21 protein-coding genes are annotated in these 17,459 nt (G+C 61.5%); 9 read left to right on the forward strand and 12 right to left on the reverse strand.

All coding sequences use genetic code 11. The annotated features are described in order from the left end of the window. Positions 1-171 precede the first annotated feature (171 nt). A complete protein-coding gene (locus MHI61_RS11350) occupies positions 172-855 on the reverse strand; it encodes a DNA alkylation repair protein (protein WP_239792071.1) in 684 nt (227 codons plus the stop codon). Then, complete coding sequence (locus MHI61_RS11355; RefSeq protein WP_239792072.1) at positions 852-1,721, reverse strand: NAD(P)-dependent oxidoreductase; 870 nt, start codon at positions 1,719-1,721, stop codon at positions 852-854. Before MHI61_RS11355 ends, MHI61_RS11350 begins: the two co-directional genes overlap by 4 nt. 156 nt (positions 1,722-1,877) lie before the next feature. Here MHI61_RS11355 and MHI61_RS11360 point away from each other — a divergent pair, with 156 nt between their 5' ends. The 6 genes from MHI61_RS11360 (at position 1,878) to MHI61_RS11385 (ending at position 4,441) form a co-directional block, all read left to right on the forward strand. Continuing rightward, complete coding sequence (locus MHI61_RS11360) at positions 1,878-2,252, forward strand: hypothetical protein (RefSeq protein WP_239792073.1); 375 nt, start codon at positions 1,878-1,880, stop codon at positions 2,250-2,252. Positions 2,253-2,508: 256 nt separating this feature from the next. Then, positions 2,509-2,832 carry a metalloregulator ArsR/SmtB family transcription factor gene (locus MHI61_RS11365; RefSeq protein ID WP_010034312.1) on the forward strand — a complete coding sequence of 108 codons (324 nt, stop codon included), beginning with the start codon at positions 2,509-2,511 and terminating at the stop codon, positions 2,830-2,832. Next, the gene (locus MHI61_RS11370) at positions 2,829-3,239 is read left to right on the forward strand and encodes an SRPBCC domain-containing protein (RefSeq protein ID WP_239792074.1); all 411 of its coding nucleotides are present in this window, start codon (positions 2,829-2,831) and stop codon (positions 3,237-3,239) included. The genes MHI61_RS11365 and MHI61_RS11370 overlap by 4 nt, the downstream gene beginning before the upstream one ends. 60 nt (positions 3,240-3,299) lie before the next feature. Further along, complete coding sequence (locus MHI61_RS11375; protein WP_239792075.1) at positions 3,300-3,512, forward strand: hypothetical protein; 213 nt, start codon at positions 3,300-3,302, stop codon at positions 3,510-3,512. A 5-nt stretch (positions 3,513-3,517) separates the two neighbouring features. Beyond that, entirely contained in the window at positions 3,518-3,991 is a 474-nt protein-coding gene (locus tag MHI61_RS11380; protein ID WP_239792076.1) for a DUF1801 domain-containing protein, read from the forward strand. Positions 3,992-4,003: 12 nt separating this feature from the next. Beyond that, the gene (locus MHI61_RS11385) at positions 4,004-4,441 is read left to right on the forward strand and encodes a DUF1801 domain-containing protein (RefSeq protein ID WP_239792077.1); all 438 of its coding nucleotides are present in this window, start codon (positions 4,004-4,006) and stop codon (positions 4,439-4,441) included. A gap of 18 nt (positions 4,442-4,459) precedes the next feature. Here the strand turns inward: MHI61_RS11385 and MHI61_RS11390 are convergent, their stop codons facing one another. The 4 genes from MHI61_RS11390 to MHI61_RS11405 form a co-directional block, all read right to left on the reverse strand. Beyond that, complete coding sequence (locus MHI61_RS11390; protein WP_239792078.1) at positions 4,460-4,936, reverse strand: SRPBCC family protein; 477 nt, start codon at positions 4,934-4,936, stop codon at positions 4,460-4,462. Then, positions 4,933-5,274 carry a metalloregulator ArsR/SmtB family transcription factor gene (locus tag MHI61_RS11395; RefSeq protein WP_239792079.1) on the reverse strand — a complete coding sequence of 114 codons (342 nt, stop codon included), beginning with the start codon at positions 5,272-5,274 and terminating at the stop codon, positions 4,933-4,935. The genes MHI61_RS11390 and MHI61_RS11395 overlap by 4 nt, the downstream gene beginning before the upstream one ends. Beyond that, positions 5,271-5,957: a glutathione S-transferase family protein gene (locus tag MHI61_RS11400; protein ID WP_239792080.1), complete on the reverse strand. Its 687-nt coding sequence runs from the start codon at positions 5,955-5,957 to the stop codon at positions 5,271-5,273. Before MHI61_RS11400 ends, MHI61_RS11395 begins: the two co-directional genes overlap by 4 nt. Positions 5,958-6,057: 100 nt before the next feature. Then, positions 6,058-6,876, reverse strand: coding sequence for a methyltransferase (locus MHI61_RS11405; RefSeq protein ID WP_239792081.1), 819 nt, complete (start codon positions 6,874-6,876; stop codon positions 6,058-6,060). Positions 6,877-7,010: 134 nt separating this feature from the next. Here MHI61_RS11405 and MHI61_RS11410 point away from each other — a divergent pair, with 134 nt between their 5' ends. Further along, positions 7,011-7,736: a DUF2270 domain-containing protein gene (locus MHI61_RS11410; RefSeq protein WP_239792082.1), complete on the forward strand. Its 726-nt coding sequence runs from the start codon at positions 7,011-7,013 to the stop codon at positions 7,734-7,736. On the opposite strand, the gene MHI61_RS11415 is transcribed toward MHI61_RS11410, so the two are convergent. The 4 genes from MHI61_RS11415 to MHI61_RS11430 all read right to left on the reverse strand — a co-directional run bounded on the left by MHI61_RS11415 (position 7,737) and on the right by MHI61_RS11430 (position 10,686). Next, complete coding sequence (locus MHI61_RS11415; RefSeq protein ID WP_239792083.1) at positions 7,737-8,003, reverse strand: usg protein; 267 nt, start codon at positions 8,001-8,003, stop codon at positions 7,737-7,739. It abuts the gene before it with no gap. Between the two features lie 163 nt (positions 8,004-8,166). Then, complete coding sequence (locus tag MHI61_RS11420; protein WP_239792084.1) at positions 8,167-8,997, reverse strand: ABC transporter permease; 831 nt, start codon at positions 8,995-8,997, stop codon at positions 8,167-8,169. Further along, positions 8,994-9,800 carry an ABC transporter permease gene (locus tag MHI61_RS11425; protein WP_239792085.1) on the reverse strand — a complete coding sequence of 269 codons (807 nt, stop codon included), beginning with the start codon at positions 9,798-9,800 and terminating at the stop codon, positions 8,994-8,996. Before MHI61_RS11425 ends, MHI61_RS11420 begins: the two co-directional genes overlap by 4 nt. Before the next feature lie 112 nt (positions 9,801-9,912). Next, positions 9,913-10,686 (reverse strand): transporter substrate-binding domain-containing protein, encoded by a 774-nt coding sequence (locus MHI61_RS11430; RefSeq protein ID WP_239792086.1) that lies wholly within the window; start codon positions 10,684-10,686, stop codon positions 9,913-9,915. Between the two features lie 332 nt (positions 10,687-11,018). On the opposite strand from MHI61_RS11430, the gene MHI61_RS11435 reads away from it, so the two are divergent. Then, positions 11,019-13,151: an OmpA family protein gene (locus MHI61_RS11435; RefSeq protein ID WP_239792087.1), complete on the forward strand. Its 2,133-nt coding sequence runs from the start codon at positions 11,019-11,021 to the stop codon at positions 13,149-13,151. A 122-nt stretch (positions 13,152-13,273) separates the two neighbouring features. On the opposite strand, the gene MHI61_RS11440 is transcribed toward MHI61_RS11435, so the two are convergent. Continuing rightward, on the reverse strand, positions 13,274-14,032 hold the full coding sequence (locus MHI61_RS11440) for an alpha/beta hydrolase (protein WP_239792088.1): 759 nt from the start codon (positions 14,030-14,032) through the stop codon (positions 13,274-13,276). A 54-nt stretch (positions 14,033-14,086) separates the two neighbouring features. After that, a complete protein-coding gene (locus tag MHI61_RS11445) occupies positions 14,087-15,862 on the reverse strand; it encodes a cytochrome c biogenesis protein DipZ (RefSeq protein WP_239792089.1) in 1,776 nt (591 codons plus the stop codon). Between the two features lie 347 nt (positions 15,863-16,209). On the opposite strand from MHI61_RS11445, the gene MHI61_RS11450 reads away from it, so the two are divergent. Continuing rightward, entirely contained in the window at positions 16,210-17,262 is a 1,053-nt protein-coding gene (locus tag MHI61_RS11450; RefSeq protein WP_239792090.1) for an alpha/beta hydrolase, read from the forward strand. Positions 17,263-17,459 lie beyond the last annotated feature (197 nt).

A 17,459-nucleotide genomic window follows, 5' to 3' on the forward strand; every position in this document is an offset into this window, starting at 1 on the left:
GCTCCGGCTCAAGCCTGGTGCCCGACCATGTGGTCGACCGATTGACTGCTGCCTCCGGGCGTGATTTTTGAATCTTGGTTGATTCGTTGCTTTCGCGCCTTGTTTTTGCGCATGTGGTTGCCGCAAAACCGCTGCATGCTTTTCCGGGCATGCGTTAGACGCGGAATCGCGCTATTTCAGCCGCGCCATAAGCTTTTCGCCGCTCAGCTCCCTGACCGCATCCCTGCCGATCCAGCGGGCGGTTTTATCCGGACTTTCGGCCAGAAGCTTCGCCAGCCGCAGCGCCGGGCCGTGGCAGCCGCGATTGCGTTTGCCGATGCTGCGCAGTGCCCAATTGACAGCCTTGCGAACGAAGTTGCGGGAATCGCCGGAATGCGCCTCGATCAGGGGCAACCAGGCAAGGATAGTCATATCGCTCTCGTTCTTCCGGTGGACGGCGGCGCCGGCGATCATGGCGAAGGCGGCGCGGCGAACGAACTCGCGCCCATCGGTGGCGAATTCCGGTATGAGCTCGTCCAGCCGGGCCTCGACGAAGAGATCGGCGGCGCAGTCGACGATCTCCCAGGAATTGAAATCATTGGCCCAGCTTCTGGCTTCTTCCGCGGTCAGCCGTTTCGGCTCAGCTGTGCAGAGGGCAAGCAGGCGGGCTTCGCGGATATCGCTTTGCCAGAGCTGCATTGCCCTGATGTGATCCCTCTTCGCCAATCTGGCGACCGCCCTGATATCGGGATTGGAAATGCCGAGAGCGCGACCGGTGACGATGCCGAATCGCGCCATCCCGGCGACATTCTCCTCCGAACGCAGCGTTTCGAGATGCGCGATCAGTTCTGCCGGATCGGAGGAGAGGCCGATCATTTCTCGAGACGGGCGAGCAGCGAGGACGTGTCCCAACGATTGCCGCCCATCGCCTGCACGTCGCCGTAGAACTGATCGACAATGGCCGTGACCGGCAATTTGGCGCCGTTGCGGCGGGCTTCGGCGAGCACGATGCTCAGATCCTTGCGCATCCAGTCGACTGCGAAACCGAAATCGTATTTGCCGGCGTTCATGGTCTTGTGGCGGTTTTCCATCTGCCAGGAGCCTGCCGCACCCTTGGAGATTACCTCGACGACCTTTTCGATATCGAGGCCGGCGCGCTTACCGAAATGCAGCCCTTCGGCGAGGCCCTGGACGAGGCCGGCGATGCAGATCTGGTTGACCATCTTGGTCAGCTGTCCGGAGCCTGCCGGCCCCATCAGGCCGACCATCCTGGCATAGGCTTCGATGACGGGCCTGACGCGCTCATAAACGGCTTCGTCGCCGCCGCACATGACGGTCAGGACACCGTTTTCAGCGCCGGCCTGGCCGCCGGAAACCGGAGCGTCGATGAAGTCGACACCTTTTTGCTTTGCCGCTGCATAAAGTTCGCGAGCGACCTCGGCGCTGGCGGTGGTGTTGTCGATCAGCACCGATCCAGGCTTCATGCCGTGCAGAGCGCCGCTATCGCCTGATGTCACCGATCGGAGATCCTCATCGTTGCCGACGCAGACGAAGACAAAATCGGCCCCCTCCGCCGCCTCGGCCGGGGTAGGGGCGGATTTGCCGGAGAATTTCTCAGCCCAGGCGGCGGCTTTCTCGGCGGTGCGATTGTAGACGGTAACATCGTGGCCGCCCTTGATCTTCAGGTGGCCGGCCATGGGAAAGCCCATGACGCCGAGACCGATGAACGCGACTTTAGCCATATGTCCTATCCTTTCCTCAGTGAGAGGCCCGAGGATTAACCGAAACGGCGGGTGCAGAAAAGCCATCTGAAGGGACTTCCCGTGGATTGACATGAGGCTGGCCGTCATTCGGTCCAGCCCTAGATTGCAGGAAGGCGCAATGCTCGGGGGAACGGTATGAGCGAAATTCCGACGATCAAGCAGCGGCGCAAGGGCCGCAGTGGCATGCAAGCGATGCTCATTCCGTCGCAGCAGATGGTGGCGGAGCACATCCGATCAGCACCGCAAGGTATTCACACCGATCTCGGCGCCCTCCGCCGCCGCCTCGCCGCCCAATATGGGGCGGATGCCTGCTGTCCGGTGACGGTGCAGCGGCATTTGCGTGCCATCGCCGAATTGTCCTTCGGCGCGTTGGCGACGGGCGAGCCGGTTTCGACGGTGACGCCCTACTGGCGTCTGGTCGATCCCGCGAGCCTGCTTGCGGCGCGTCTTGCCGGTGGCCCCACCTTCATTCGGGAGCGGCTGGAGGCCGAGCGTCCGGAGAGTTCTTGAGGCAGGTTATCGGGCTGGCACGGCAAGGCGCTCGATGCTGCCGCAGATATGCCTGTCGCGCAGCGGCGTTGCGATCGATGTGAGATGCTTATATGTATAGCTGTATAGCTATGTAAAGTTTTCGTTGTTATGCGCTGCAAGCCTCTGATTCTCTTCCGTTTGGCGTTATCAAAATCTCCTATCATGCTAACGGCTTGACTAACGTATGCCTCCACAGCTATACGTCAATTCATAGCTCCAGAGGTATGAATCACCAATGCCAGATGCTCACGACGTGCTTTTCAGGACGCTTGCCGATCCGACGCGGCGGGCTCTGTTCGAACGGCTGTGCCGGGAAGGGGAGAAGACGGTCGGGGCTCTGACGGAGCGGGCCGGCGTGTCGCAGCCGGTTGTTTCGAAACATCTTGGGATCCTGAAGCAGGCCGGATTGGTGCGCGACCGCCACGAAGGACGGCAGACGCATTACAGTGCGCAGCTTGGCGCGCTGGCCCCGCTAGTCGACTGGACGAGCGAGATGGCCGGCTTCTGGCAAAGCCGCTTTAACGCTCTCGAAGATTTGCTGAAAAGGATGGATCAATGACCGACACATCGACAGAAACGCGCTCCGTCGTCATCGAGCGGGAAATGCCCTATCCCTCGGAAAAGATCTGGCGGGCGCTCACCCAGCCGCACCTGCTCCAGGAGTGGCTGATGAAGAGCGACTTCAAGCCCGTCATCGATCATCGTTTCAGTTTCAGCGCGGATTGGGGCTCTGTCGACTGCAAGGTCCTGGAAGTCGAGCCGAACAAGACCCTGTCCTATAGCTGGGAAGCCTATGGGCTGGAAAGCGTGGTCACCTGGACTCTCACCCCAACCGGAACCGGCACGCATTTGCGGATGGAGCAATCTGGCTTCCGGCCGGATCAGCGACAGGCTTACGGGGGCGCCAGGAGCGGGTGGACGCAGTTCTTTGCGAATCTGGAGGAGGTTCTGGCGCGGTCGGAGTGAGATCGTCGAAGGGCGGATCGTCGGTCGCCAAAGCTCATTTTCCCGGGATAGGAGGTCCCTTTGAACGGAAACAACTGCTTTCGGCAAATTCATCGCTGGCTGTCCGTCGCCTTTACGGCGGCTGTCATCGTCAGTACCATCGCCGTGCTGCAGGAGAAATCGACCGTCTGGGTGGGCGTCTTGGCACTGCTGCCGCCCTGCCTGTTGATGCTGACCGGTCTCGATCTGTTCCTGCTGCCCTATGCCGCGAGGTGGCGCAGGAGATGGGAGTGAATGCGATGGCCGAGAAGAAATCCAAGACGGCGGCCAAGGTGACGAGCAAGACGGCTGCCGAACCGGCGGCGACGCCGAAGCTGCTGTCGGGTGGCAATCCGCAGATCGCCAAAGGCCATGGCGACGCGCCCGTGCAAGCCTATATCGCGGCAATGCCCGGCTGGAAAAGCGAGATCGGTCGTCGTCTCGATGGGATAATCACCGCCACGGTGCCCGGTGTATCCAAGGCAGTCAAATGGAATTCTCCCTTCTATGGCATCGAAGGGCAGGGCTGGTTCCTCGGCGTCCATTGCTTCACGAAATACGTCAAGGTGGCCTTCTTCCGCGGCGCCCTGCTCGATCCTCCGCCGCCGGGCGCGTCCAAGCAGAAAGACGTGCGTTACCTCGACATCCGCGAGGATGACGACATCGATGAAGCTCAGCTCACCGCCTGGGTGGAGCAGGCCAGCCGATTGCCCGGAGAGCGTCAGGGCCGATGAAGAGAGACAATCATGAAGAAAGCGACGGCAAGCATGAAGAAGAGCGGTTCCGGGCAGGAGGAAGAAGCCTCGCCCTCCCAAATGATCGATGCGAGGATCGAGGAACTCAAGGATTGGCGCGGCGAGACGCTTGCGCGGGTCCGGGCGCTGATCAGGCAGGCCGAGCCTGACGTTGTCGAGGAATGGAAGTGGCGAGGGGTTCCGGTCTGGGAGTGCGGCGGCATCATCTGCACCGGCGAGACCTATAAGAGCGTGGTGAAACTGACCTTTGCCAGGGGTGCCGCGCTGGAGGATCCTTCGGGGCTCTTCAACTCCAGCCTCGAAGGCAACACCCGGCGCGCCATCGATATCCACGAGAGCGACCGGATCGACGAGGAGGCGTTGAAGGCGCTCGTTCGCGCCGCCGCCGCGTTGAACATGTCAGCCAAGGCCTCTCGTTCTAAAAAGTGATGCAATATCTGAAACTTGCTAATGGATCGGGCTTGTCTCCCTCTCGAGATAGAGTTCGAGATTGTCGAGGCCGATTTCGGTGCCCTGAAGACGGGCGCCGTTGTCGGCATAGCCGTCAAGGAACACCGCTTGTTCGGTAAAGACCATCTTTGTGCCGCCGGGTTCGGCCTCGAAGGCGACGGTGGCGAGTGAGACCGAGATGCGGGCTTCGCCGAGCTTCATCTCATAAGCGTAGATGATCCGCGCATCGGGCACGATGTCGATGTAACGGGCGTCGTAGGCGTGCAGGAGCCCGTCCGTATCGGCGACATAATTCCTCTCCAGTCCGCCGGGGCGGAAATCCAGGCCGTATTCCAGCGGCACCCATTCGCCGTGGCAGGCGAACCACTGGCGCTTGGATTCCGGCAGCGACCAGGCGCGGAAGACGCGGGCGACAGGCGCCTTCAGGTGGCGTTCGATAACGAGGGTGGCGTGTTCTGCGGATCGTGTCGTCATTCGGGGAGGGTCTCCGGCTCATCGGCGAGAAATTGATCCAGCCTGTCGAAGGTGGTGGTCCAGCGGGTCTTTCGCTGTTCCACCCAGCGCGCGACGGTGGCAAACGCATCCTGCTGCAGGCGGTAGGTCCGCACCCGGCCGGATTTTTCGGAGAATACGAGGCCGCTGTCTTCCAACACCTGCAGATGTTTCATCACCGTCGGCAGGGCGACGGCGAGCGGCGCCGCCAGCTCGGTGACGGAGGCCGGGCCGCGGCCGAGGCGGTCGATCATGCCACGGCGGCTGCGGTCGGAAAGCGCGTGGAACATGCGGTCGAGATCGGCCTGGCCGTCGATCATCCCGCTGCATCCCGGAAGCGGGCGGGCAGCCTCTCTTTATAAGGGTAGAACTTGAAATAGGGCCGGGCTTCTTCCAGCGTTCTTGCAAAGGATGGGCGCGCCAGCAGCCGATCGTAATAGGCGCGAAGGTTGGGCTGTTCCGATGAAAACGGGATCAGCGTCGCGGCGTAGAAGAGGGCCGGGGCCGCGGCGCAATCGGCCATGGTGAAATCGTCGCCGGATATCCATTGCTTGCCGGCCAGCTGTTTTTCGATCATCGCGTAGGCGGTGCCGAGTGTCGCCCGGGAGGCGGCCATCTCGATCTCATCCGCCTCGCCCTCGGGTCGGCGACGATTGCTGACCAGAGACTGCATCGGTGCCTGGACATAGTGGTCGAAGAAGCGGTCCCAGAGGCGGACCTGCAGCGCCCGGTCGATTTCCAGCGGCAGCAGGCGAACGGGGCCGGGATAATATTGCTCGAGATATTCGATGATGATCGAGGTCTCGGGGATGGTGCTGTCGCGGGCCTCATCGCGCAGCAGTGGCATCTTGCCGATCGGCCAGAAGCGGAAGAGATCGGCGCGCGAGGTCTCGTCGGAAAGATCGACGAGACGGTTCTCGAAGGGTGTGCCGTTTTCGTAAAGCGCAATCAACACTTTGTGGCAGAAGGAGGCGAGCGGATGCCCATAAAGCACAAGCGACATCGGGCGACCTTTCCAATTCGGAAAAACTTTACCGATCGACTAAGTAACAGCTTGCCGCACATCGCGCAACAGATACTTCGCCGATCATGCAAGTATTCCGTCAGCCGGTATATCTGGCGATCACCAGATGGCCGGGCGTCGGCTGTCCATCTTCCATCCGCACGTTGATATCCGATATCTCGACAAGCTCGAAACCGGTGGCCGTCAGCCGCTCTTTCACATAGGCGTCGGCATGGGCGAAGCGCTGATGCGGGCCGACCATGTAAGCGCGTCCGGCGAGAATTTCTTCGGGCAGGGTTTCGGAGGAGAAGATGAAGAGGCCGCCCGCCGTCAGATTCTCGGCGGCTCCGAAGAACAACGGTTCGAGCGCCCCGAGATAGGGCAGCACATCGGTTGCGGTGATGATGTCGAAGGCTTCCTCGTCATTGTCCTCGAGGAAATCCTCGACTTCGGCGACGAAGAGTGTCTCGTAGAGATCCTTCTCATGAGCGATCTCGACCATCTTTTCCGATATGTCGATGCCGGTCATATCTTCGCAGAGGTCGCGCAGGGCGCCGCCGGTCAGACCCGTGCCGCAGCCGAGGTCGAGCAACCGTTTGAATGGTCCGAGCTTCAGCTGCTGCAGGCGCTGGCGCACCAGAATCGGAACGTGATAGCCAAGCTGCTCGACGAGCACGTCCTCGAAGACCTCGGCATGCTGGTCGAACAAGGTCTCGATATAGGCGTCGGGCGCCTTGGCCGGCGTTTCACCGCGGCCCATCGCGGCGATGCGCACGGCGGCTCCGCCGTGGTCGTCCGGATCGATCGTCAGTACTTCCTCATAGGCCGCCACGGCCGCGTCGACATCACCGGCCTTTTCCAGCGCCAGAGCGCGGTTATAGGCCTCGGCAAGAGCTTCTTCGTCGATCTTCTTTGCCATCGCGGTCACCATCCTTCCGTTTCAGGCACGGCTCTAAGGCGGCTTTCGATTTTTTGCAATGGCGTGGCTGCAGGCGCAGAATGGTCGGGCGCCCTGTGAGAGGCAGCCGAAAGGGAGACGAAGGGAGGAAAATCATGGAGACCGAGCAGGATAGAATATCATCGATAAGGGAAAGAGAGGATGTGCTGATGTCGCTGTTGCCGGGTACACCAGGCGAGACCACCAATACGCTCATCCATTATTACCGTGGCGAGCTCGGGCGGATGACGAGCTGGCGCGATCGCATCGACCGGACCTCCAACTGGGCGATCACCGTGGTGGCGGCGCTGCTCTCGGTATCACTGTCGACTCCGACCTCGCATCACGGCGTGTTGCTGTTCGGGATGATGCTGATCACGTTGCTTCTGATGATCGAGGCGCGGCGCTACCGCTTTTTCGACATTTACCGCGCCCGCATCCGCCAGATCGAGCGCTTCTATTTCGCGCAGATTCTGGCGCCCGATCCCAATAGCGGCAGTGAATGGGCCGCGGTGATCGCCGGCAGCCTGCGCCATCCGCGCTTCCTGCTGAGTTATGGCGAGGCGATGCATCGCCGTCTCAAGCGCAATTACGGCTGGATGTACTTCATCATGCTCCTTGCCTGGTGCCTGAAGATCTCGACGCCGAAACTGCAAACGGAGGGCGTGCCGGCGCTACAGGCGCATTCATGGGCCTATGTCATCGACAATGCGGTGCTCGGGCCGATGCCCGGCCTTGCGGTCATTGCTACGGTCGTCGCCTTCTATGCCGGCATCGTCTGTTTCGCCCTGCGTCCAGATCGCGACGAGGGCGAGTTCGGCCATGGCGAGGCGCATGTCTGATCAGTGCAGGATGAACTCACCCTTCAGCGCCCGCCACTCGGTTGCGGAGATCAGCTTGCGGTGGACGTAGCGCACCGAATGCAGCGGTCCGTCGAGCTTCTCCTGCCAAAATTTCAGGAAGCCGCGCATCTCTGGAAAATCCGGAGCGAGATCGTAATCCTGCCAGACGTAGGTCTGCAGGATCGTCGGATGGTCCGGCAGGCGGTAGATGATCTGGGCGGTCGTCAGGCCGTAACCTTGCAATTGTCTTTCCATGTCCGTGTGCATTTTATTCCGCTTCTTCTTGTTCCCACTCGCGCGCTTATTAGCGCTACGTGATATGGAAACATGCGAGTGGTTAACGGAAATTTTACAGATACTTCAGGAAAGGACAATTTATTTTTAATATCAATGGCTTGGCAGCACGGATCCGCGAGTGCTGCCAGCGCCGTCAGCGCTTGAGATGGCGGGTCAGCCGACGCTCGATCCACGCCCAGAGATGGCGTAGCGCCTCGACGATGGCGAGATAGAAGATCGCCGCCCAGAGATAGGTCTGGTAGTCGAAGGTGCGGGAAAAGGCGTAGCGGGTTTCGCCCATCAGATCGAGCACGGTGATGATGGCGACGACCGCCGAGCCCTTGATAAGAAGGATGATCTCGTTGCCATAAGGGCGCAGCGCGACGATGAAGGCCTGGGGCAGGGTAACCTTGCGGAAAGCAATGGACTTGTGAATGCCGAGTGCGGCCGCCGCCTCGCGCTGGCCGTGCGGCACGCTTTCGATTGCGCCGCGCAGAATCTCCGCCTGATAGGCTGCCGTATTGATGGTCATGGCGAAGAGACCACAATACCAGGCTTCGCGGAAGAACCACCAGATGCCGATGGCTTCCAGCTGCGGACGGAAAATGCCGAGGCCGTAATAGACCAGGAAAAGCTGGGCAAGCAGCGGCGTGCCGCGGAAAAAATAAATATAGCCATAGGCGAACCAATTCAGCGCCCGGTTCTTCGACAGCCGCGCCATGGCGAGCGGTAGCGACAGGATCGCGCCGCAGACGACGGAGATGGCGACAAGGCTGAGCGTCACCCAGAGACCGTGCAGATAACGCGGCCCGTAGCGGGTGAATTTGTCCGGATCCCAGCCATTGACGACTGTAAAAATCAGCAGCGCTGCGAGCAGCGCCCAGAAGGCAACGAGGATATAGCCGCTGAGGCGGGCCACCGTCATCGGCTTTGCTACCTCTCGGGGGGCGGGCCGCGGCGGGATCAAGGCTTCGGCATAGCTCATCGGCGAACCTCGGAACGTTTGGCCCAGCGGTCGATGCGGACGAGCAGGAACGAAGAGAGGATGGCGAGCACCAGATAGAGACAGCAGGCGATGCCGTAGAAGAAGAAGGGTTCCTTGGTCACCCGCACGGCGACGCTCGTCTGGCGCAGGATGTCGGCAAGGCTGATAATCGAGACATAGGACGTGTCCTTCAGCAGCACCATCCAGAGGTTGGTCAGGCCGGGGAGTGCGATTCGCACGAGCTGCGGCAGGATGATGAGCCGCAGCGTGCGGCCGCGATGCAGGCCGAGCGAGTCTCCTGCCTCATACTGGCCCTTGGGTATGGCGCGGAAAGCCGAGAGCAGCACTTCCGAACAGTAGGCGGAGAAGACGACCGACAGCGCGATCACGCCGGCGAAAAAAGCGTTGATCTCGATCGGCGGTCCGACATAGCCGGCAAGCTCCAGGAGGGACTGGATCAGCATCTGCATGCCGTAATAGATGATGAAGAGCGTCAAAAGCTCCGGCAGGCCGCGGAAGATCGTCGTGTAGATGTCGGCGGCCAGCCGCAGCGGCTTTTCCTCCGACTGCTGGCCCAGCGCCACGAGGAAACCGATGACGAGGCCGATCGGCAGGGTGACGATCGCCACCGAAACGGTAACCTGCAAGCCCAGGGCGATTTCGTCGCCCCAGCCGGTATCGCCGCAGGCAAGAATCGTCGACTGACCAAACCAGGTGAAGATGCCGACGGGTCCGCACAGCGGATCGAAAATGTGCACAATCCAGCTCCAGGCGGAGCCGAGCGCGGAAAACAATCCGCCCATGCCTGTGTCCCCTCACGGCTTTTGCCGTTTTGATCTTGTCACCGTTGTCAAACAAAAATGGCGGAAGAGCAAGCCTTCCGCCATTCGCTTTATCGGCCAGATACCGAATTTCTCAGTCGCCGTAAACGTCGAAGTCGAAGTACTTGTCCTGGATCTTCTTGTACTCGCCGCTGGCGCGGATCGCAGCGATGGCGGTGTTCAGCTTTTCCTTTAGCGGATCGCCCTTGCGAATGGCGATGCCGGCGCCTTCGCCGTTGATTTCCTTGTCGACCGGCAGGGTGGTCAGGATCTTGCAGCAGGCACCGGCGTCGGACTTGACCCATTCGGAGAGCACGACGACGTCGTCGATGACGGCATCGACACGGCCGCTGGAAACGTCGAGCTTGTATTCGTCAGCGGTCGGATAGAGCTTCAGCTCGGTGTCGGCGAGATGCTTCTCGGCGTAGTTGGCGTGCGTCGTCGAGGTCTGCGCGCCGATCACCTTGCCCTTGAGCCCAGCAACGTCGGTGACCTTGGAGTCCTTAGGCACGGCGATGGCCGGCGGTGTATTGTAGTACTTGTTGGAGAAATCGACGAGCTTCAGGCGTTCCGGCGTAATCGACATGGAAGAGACGATCATGTCGAATTTCTTGGCGTTGAGCGCCGGAATGATGCCGTCCCAATCGGTGCTGACGAAGCTGCATTCAGCCTTCATCTCGGCACAGAGCGCCTTGGCGATATCGATGTCGAAGCCCTGGATCGTGCCGCTGGCATCGACGAATTCGAAGGGCGGATAGGTCGAATCGGTGCCGATCACGTATTTTTCGCCATCGGCCATGGCCGAGCCGGCAAAGAGCGACATTGCCGCGATCGAGGCTGCCGCGAAGATACGGGTGGAGTTAAACATGAGGATCCTCTCTGTTGGTGGCCGCTGTCTGTTTTTCTCTTGGAACTCGCGACCGCAATTCAACGGTGTCGACACCGCCTTGAGGCGATAATCAGACTTTTTTTCATGGAATTGCAACACAATTTCCCGCGCAATTGTGCGGTGCAAATAACAGGCGAGATGAACGAAAGCAGACTGCTACATTCACGGGAGGTTAATCCAGCGCTTCCTAGAACCGGAACAAATCGGCGGCTTGGCGCTTTGCCAATTCGCCGTTTCGCCTCATTGCGAAGCTAGGGGCGAACCAAGGCCTGTCGGCCTTAAGGAAGCTCAAACAGGATCGAGGAAACCCGATGGGCAAGAAATCTAGATGGTTTGCGAGTGCAGCTTTCCCGCTGCTTTCCCTATCGCTGGCTCTCCAGCCCGCCACGACGATGGCTGCCGTCCGCGACGTCACGACGCCGACCGCGGCCGTGCAGCAGGCGGAACAGGGCAGTTTCGAAGTGGCGCAGGACGCGCCTTCCGAGGAAGAGCTCCTGAAGAAGAAGCGCAAGCAGAAGGAGGAAGCCCCGGCCGAGCAGGCGCCGGCCGCGGAACAGCCGAAGGAGGCGCCCGCCGAGAAACCGAAGGCCGAGCGCAAGGAAGCGCCGGAACCCAAGGCAGAGCCGGAGCCGCCGAAGGCCGAAGCTGCGCCGAAGGAAGAGCCGGCACCGCAGACCGAAAGCAAACCCGAGCGCAAAGCCAAGAAGGAAGCTCAGCCAGAGGCCAAGCCGGAAGCCGAGCCCCAACAGGAGCAGCCGGTAACGCAGGAAAAGCCGAGGAAGCCGAAGAAACAGGCCGAGCCGGAGGTCCAGCCGGAGCCCGAACAGCAGCCGGCCGCCAAGGAAGCCCAGCCGGAGACGGAACAGGCGCAGCCCGAGGCGAAGCCCGAAGGCGGCAAGCGGGAAAAAGGCCGGGATAAGGCTAAGGCCAAGAGCGAAACTGCCGCTCCCGAAGCGGTGACGCCCGCCGAGGAACAGGCCACGCCCGAAGCCAAGCCGGAGGTAAAACCCACGGCCGAAGCGCCTGCCGCGAAGAAGCCGAAGAAGGGCGAGGCTGCCGCACCGGCGGAGAAGGCAACCGAAGACAAGGCGGCAGCCCCGGAAGCTGCGCCCGCCGAAAAGCCCGCCGACGGCACGGCCGCAAAGCCTGCCGCTGAGCAGCCTGCCGGCGAAAAGCCGGCTGCGCCTAGCACCGACACTGCCCAGCCTGCGCCGGATGCCAGCGGCGGTCAGCAGGTCGAGCAGGCGATTCCGGCACCGGAAAAGGTTTCTCCCGAGGAACTGGAGCGCCGCAAGAAGGTTGCCGCGGATCCGGCCAAGAGCAACGAAACCGTCGTGCTGCCGGTCGAGAACGGCGCGGCCGTGCTCGACAGCGACAAGGACGCCGATCGCGGCAAGGGCCGTGAAAGCCGCCGTGACCGCGACAAGCTGCGGGCCGAGAGCCAGGAGGTGAAGGTGCCGACCTCGGATGCAGATGCGCAGTCCGCTGCAGCTGCTGCTGCGCCGGCGATAAAGCTCGAGGCAGTGACCAGCGAGAAGGGCACGAGGCTCGAGACGCGGCCGCAATTTGCCCGGCCCGAGGGAGCGCGCATCGACGACCAAACCGACGATAACCGGGTGATCATCCAATACAACAATCAGGTAATCGTGCGCAGCGACGACGACAGACGGTTTCTACGCGACGGTGAACGACCGATCTATGAAGAGCTCCCGGACAATCGCTATCGCGAGACCATCACGCGGCCGGAAGGCTATCGTATCGTCACCATTCGCAACCGCTACGGCGACATCATCCAGCGGTCGCGCGTCGATGCCCGCGGGCGCGAATACGTGCTCTACTACTCACCTGATCTCTACGAGGATCCTGATCGCGGCTATTTCGACGACCCGGGCGCTGATCTGCCGCCAATGCGGCTGCGTGTCCCGCTCAACGACTATATCATCGACACCAGCAGCGATCCTGACCGGGACTATTACGAATTCCTCAGCGAGCCGCCGGTCGAGCAGGTGGAGCGGGTCTATTCGCTTGACGAGGTGAAGTACTCCGCTCGTATTCGCGACAAGGTGCGCCGCATCGATCTCGATACGATCACCTTCGCGACCGGCAGCGCCGAGATCCCGATGACCCAGGCACGCACGCTGCGCAAGGTCGCCGACGCAATCAACCAGGTGCTCGAAAAGGATCCGAGCGAGACCTTCCTGATTGAAGGCCATACGGATGCGGTCGGCTCCGACCAGAGCAACCTGATCCTTTCCGACCAGCGGGCGGAATCGGTCGCCAACGTGCTCACTGACGTCTACGGCATAGCGCCGGAAAACCTGGCGACGCAGGGCTATGGCGAGCGCTACTTGAAGGTCAACACATCAGACCCGGAACAGGAAAACCGCCGCGTCACCATCCGCCGCGTCACGCCGCTGGTTCGTCCGGTCGCCGCCAAGCAGTAAATGCTGCTGCCCCTCTCCATTCGTGGAGAGGGGCTTTGGCGGTCTCAATATTCGATGGAGACAGAAGTTGGATGGGGACGGCATGCGGGCTTCGAGCACCTGCCGCCCCCATCCTGCCGGTTCTACTCGCCGGCTTTTCTGGCCGCCTTTTCGATGACGTCGGCAACTTTTTCCGGTTGGGATGCGAAGACGGCGTGGCTGGACTTGATCTCCGTCACTTCGCTGCCGGCGCGTTTGGCCATATCACGCTCCAGTTCGGGGTTGATGGCACGATCCTCGGTGGCGACGATCGACCAGCTGGGCTTCGTGCGCCATGCCGGTTCCGCGATCTTGGCTGCGAAGGCCTGCTTTGAGGCGAAGACCTGCGACTTTGCCAGGAAATCGGTCTCGGCTTTCGGAAGGTCGGCGGCAAAATCCGCCGCGAAGGCGCCGGGGTCGAGATAGAGATATTTGCCGTCCTTCGTTTCTTTGATGTCCATGCTGCCGGCCGGCTTCGAGCTGGCGAGGCTCAGCAGGCTTTCGCCCTTGTCGGGCTGGAAGGCTGCGACATAGACGAGACCCGCAACATGGGGATCGTTGCCGGCTTCGGTGATCACCATGCCGCCGTAGCTATGGCCGACGAGGAGCGTCGGTCCTTCCTGAAGGTCGAGAACCCGTTTCGTCGCGGCCACGTCGTCATCGAGCGAGGTGAGGGGTTCCTGGACGATGGTGACGTTGAAGCCGCGCTTTTCGAGGATTTCGGTCGCCTTGCGCCAGCCCGAGCCGTCTGCCAGGGCGCCGTGGACGATAACGATGTTCTTGACGGCGGCAGCCTCGGCTGCGAACGCGATTCCGGCGGTGGCAAAGGCAAGAGCTGCGATGAAAGTCAGATGCTTGTTCATGAGGTTACTCCTTGTGGTCGATGTTGAAGAGCGGGATGTGGAACGGTCTTGGGGTCAGCCGAAGGTGAAGGCGTAGGCCTGGACGCCGGGATCGAGGAAGCGGATCTCGAAGTTGCGGGCAGTGACGGTGCCGGACTGCCGCACGAGCTGGTAAAGACGCGTCGCGGTGACCGCGCCGTTGCCGTCGGCATCGATGTCGGAGCCGTGGTCTGCACCCGGAGCCTTGCCGTCGATCTTCACCTGGAAGCGGACCGGTTTAGCTTCATCGCCGGGTCCGAGAACCAGATGCAGGTCACGGGCGCTGAAGCGATAAGTGATGCCGCCGCCTGCCTGATCGAGCGTTGCCTGATCCTTACCAACGGTCCAGGTTCCCGACAGGCCCCAGCCATTGAGGCCCGGCTTGCTGATCGAGTAGTTCTGCGGCGCATCTGCCTGCAGCCCCTCGGGTGAGCTGAAGTTCGTCGCCTGCTCGTAGCCGAGGTAGGTCTCGCCGGAGCGGACGTTGCCGAGATCGGGACCGGCTTCCACGCCTTTGGCATCGGGGGCGACCGGCGCGCTGGCGGTCATCTCACTTCCAGCCTCGCGCAGCAGGTCCTGAATGGCCTTCTCGGTCCTGCCGTAGTTGCCTTCGCCGAAGTGGTGGTAGCGGATCTGGCCCATGGCATCGATCAGGTAGGCGGCTGGCCAGTAGCTGTTCTCGAAGGCGCGCCAGATCTGGTAGTCATTGTCGACGGCAACGGGATAGCCGATCTTGAAGTCGCCGATCGCGCTTTTGACGTTGTCGATCTTCTTTTCGAAGGCGAATTCCGGGGAGTGGACGCCGATCACTACGAGACCTTGATCGGCATATTTTTCCGCCCAGGCCTTGGTGTAGGGGATCGTGCGAATGCAGTTGATGCAGGAATAGGTCCAGAAGTCGACGAGGACGACCTTGCCGCGCAGCTCTTCGGTGGTCAGGGGCTTGGAGTTCAGCCATTCGACTGCGCCATCGAGCGAGGGGGCATAACCCTCGACGGGGAGATCGCTGCGGAAAGGCCTCTTCGCATCGGCCGCGACGATCGTCGCGTCGTTGCTCGCGACCTCGGAGGGCGCAGCGGCGAGCTTCCTTGCATGCAGCCGGTCGAGTACGGCCTGTTCCAGAGACGCGGTGCTGGCATAGGAGAGGCGGGACAGCAGGCTGGTGTCGAGGCCGAGGGCAATGATGGCGACACCGGCGAGCACAGCAGCGCCGAGCACCTGGCGAATGCGATCACCAAGACCGAGCGAACGCTTCATGGCGGCAAATATCTTTCCGCCGACCGACAAGGCGACGGCAAGGGAGGTCGCCGCGCCGGCTGCATAGGCAGCGAGCAGGAAGCTGGTCTCAAGGTTGGCGCCCTGCAGCGCAGCACCCGTCAGAACGAGGCCGAGGATCGGCCCGGCGCAAGGCGCCCAGAGCAGGCCGGTGGCAACCCCGAGAATAAGGGCGCTCCGGACCGTCGGCGCCGTGCGTCCGCTGCCGCTGGCATTCACCAGGTTATTTCCCAAATCGACGATCGGACGGGCAAGGGTGCTGGCAAAGCGCGGCGAAAGCAGGCTCGCACCGAAGAGGGCGAGCAGAACGATCGCGGCAAGGCGGCCATATTCATTGGCGCGAATGGCCCAGCTGCCGCCGACCGCGGCAAGAGTGGCGACGAGCGCGAAAGTGGCGGCCATGCCCGCCAGCATCGGCAGCGTGCTTTTGACGAAGGGCTGGCCGGCGCGGGCGAAAACGAAGGGGAGGATGGGGAGGATGCAGGGGCTGAGGATGGTCAGCACGCCTCCGAGATAGGCAATGATCAGAAGTGTCATCATCGTTTCCTTTGAAACCGATTGGTCGGGCTCTGGACGGCGATGGGCCTGAACCAGCAACGACGCGATGTAGCCGGGCGGAGGTATCTCCGGTGTGTCTGGTTTGGCGGGAAAATGTACCGAACTATTGCGCTGGGGCGCGGGTGATACAAAAGAATACAAACTGCCCTATCCGCAGAGGGGCTGACGCACCCGGCGCTCGGACACAGGCGGACAGCGCAATTGTATCTGAATGTATCTCGGCGGGCCGGGGTTACATTCGCATTCAAAAACCGCGGCTTGCGACATACGGGCGATACAAGCCGAACGTCTTCTGAGCACCGTGATCCATTCGACAGGAGAGACCGATGTCAGAGCAAATCAACCATCACCGCCGCCGTTTTTTCGGCATGACAGCCATCGCCCTTGCGGCGGTCGAATTCGGCGTAGCAGGCGCGGCCGCTGCCCAGACCGCGCCGGCTTCGCCCGCAGCCTTGCCTCATGTGAAGGCCGGAACCCATACGTCCTTTGAAGCGCTGAAGCAGATCAAGACCGACGTGCTCGATATCGGCTATGCCGAAGCCGGCAAGGCGGACGGTCCTGTCGTCCTGCTGCTGCACGGCTGGCCCTATGATATCTATAGTTTCGTCGACGTCGCGCCGCTGCTTGCTTCCGCCGGCTATCGGGTGATCATTCCTTACCTGCGCGGCTACGGCACGACGCGTTTCCTCGATGAGAAGACGCCGCGCAACGGCCAGCCTTCGGCGCTCGCCGACGATATGATCGCCCTGCTCGATGCGCTCAATATCGAGAAGGCGGTGATTGCCGGCTACGACTGGGGCGGGCGGACCGCCAACATCATGGCCGCACTCTGGCCGGAGCGCTGCAAGGCGATGGTATCGGTCAGCGGCTATCTGATCGGCAGCCAGGAGGCCAACAAGAAGCCGCTGCCGCCAAAGGCCGAACTTGCCTGGTGGTACCAGTTCTACTTCGCCACCGAGCGCGGCCGACTGGGCTATGCGAGCAACACCCATGATTTCGCAAAGCTCATCTGGCAGACGGCCTCGCCGAAGTGGGATTTCGATGATGCGACCTTCAACAGATCCGGTGCCGCCTTCGACAATCCCGACCATGTCGAAATCGTCATTCACAATTATCGCTGGCGCCTGGGGCTGGTCGAAGGCGAGGCGAAGTACGACGCCTATGAGAAGAACCTTGCCGCCTTGCCGATGATTTCGGTGCCGACGATCACCATGGAGGGTGATGCAAACGGCGCGCCGCATCCGGAGCCCTCTGCCTATGCAGGCAAGTTCTCCGGCAGATACGAGCACCGCACGATCGGCGGCGGCATCGGCCACAACCTGCCGCAGGAGGCGCCGCAGGCCTTTGCGCAAGCCGTGATCGACGTCGATCGCTTCTAAAGCACTTCGCGATCTTTCAGATTCGCTTTCCGCGCTTTAAGTCTTTGTTTTTTACGCATGTCGTTATCGCAAAACCGCAGCACACTTTTGCGCGACATGCTTGAGAGGCGGCATCAAGCCGCAGAGCCTCGTTGCTCCGGCCGGTGGAATATGCGTAGGTCGCGTCTTGCGCTTCGGCATCATGACCGAGGCGGTGG

This window comes from Rhizobium sp. K102, from assembly GCF_022385315.1.
GTDB lineage: Bacteria > Pseudomonadota > Alphaproteobacteria > Rhizobiales > Rhizobiaceae > Rhizobium > Rhizobium croatiense.

Coding starts and splice junctions, on each gene's coding strand:
- MHI61_RS11355 (WP_239792072.1), bottom strand. CDS start 1,721: ATGGCTAAAGTCGCGTTCATCGGTCTCGGCGTCATGGGCTTTCCCATG.
- MHI61_RS11385 (WP_239792077.1), top strand. CDS start 4,004: ATGAAGAAAGCGACGGCAAGCATGAAGAAGAGCGGTTCCGGGCAGGAG.
- MHI61_RS11405 (WP_239792081.1), bottom strand. CDS start 6,876: ATGGCAAAGAAGATCGACGAAGAAGCTCTTGCCGAGGCCTATAACCGC.
- MHI61_RS11430 (WP_239792086.1), bottom strand. CDS start 10,686: ATGTTTAACTCCACCCGTATCTTCGCGGCAGCCTCGATCGCGGCAATG.
- MHI61_RS11400 (WP_239792080.1), bottom strand. CDS start 5,957: ATGTCGCTTGTGCTTTATGGGCATCCGCTCGCCTCCTTCTGCCACAAA.
- MHI61_RS11365 (WP_010034312.1), top strand. CDS start 2,509: ATGCCAGATGCTCACGACGTGCTTTTCAGGACGCTTGCCGATCCGACG.
- MHI61_RS11370 (WP_239792074.1), top strand. CDS start 2,829: ATGACCGACACATCGACAGAAACGCGCTCCGTCGTCATCGAGCGGGAA.
- MHI61_RS11420 (WP_239792084.1), bottom strand. CDS start 8,997: ATGAGCTATGCCGAAGCCTTGATCCCGCCGCGGCCCGCCCCCCGAGAG.
- MHI61_RS11445 (WP_239792089.1), bottom strand. CDS start 15,862: ATGACACTTCTGATCATTGCCTATCTCGGAGGCGTGCTGACCATCCTC.
- MHI61_RS11390 (WP_239792078.1), bottom strand. CDS start 4,936: ATGACGACACGATCCGCAGAACACGCCACCCTCGTTATCGAACGCCAC.
- MHI61_RS11415 (WP_239792083.1), bottom strand. CDS start 8,003: ATGCACACGGACATGGAAAGACAATTGCAAGGTTACGGCCTGACGACC.
- MHI61_RS11425 (WP_239792085.1), bottom strand. CDS start 9,800: ATGGGCGGATTGTTTTCCGCGCTCGGCTCCGCCTGGAGCTGGATTGTG.
- MHI61_RS11440 (WP_239792088.1), bottom strand. CDS start 14,032: ATGAACAAGCATCTGACTTTCATCGCAGCTCTTGCCTTTGCCACCGCC.
- MHI61_RS11435 (WP_239792087.1), top strand. CDS start 11,019: ATGGGCAAGAAATCTAGATGGTTTGCGAGTGCAGCTTTCCCGCTGCTT.
- MHI61_RS11450 (WP_239792090.1), top strand. CDS start 16,210: ATGTCAGAGCAAATCAACCATCACCGCCGCCGTTTTTTCGGCATGACA.
- MHI61_RS11395 (WP_239792079.1), bottom strand. CDS start 5,274: ATGATCGACGGCCAGGCCGATCTCGACCGCATGTTCCACGCGCTTTCC.
- MHI61_RS11410 (WP_239792082.1), top strand. CDS start 7,011: ATGGAGACCGAGCAGGATAGAATATCATCGATAAGGGAAAGAGAGGAT.
- MHI61_RS11380 (WP_239792076.1), top strand. CDS start 3,518: ATGGCCGAGAAGAAATCCAAGACGGCGGCCAAGGTGACGAGCAAGACG.
- MHI61_RS11360 (WP_239792073.1), top strand. CDS start 1,878: ATGAGCGAAATTCCGACGATCAAGCAGCGGCGCAAGGGCCGCAGTGGC.
- MHI61_RS11350 (WP_239792071.1), bottom strand. CDS start 855: ATGATCGGCCTCTCCTCCGATCCGGCAGAACTGATCGCGCATCTCGAA.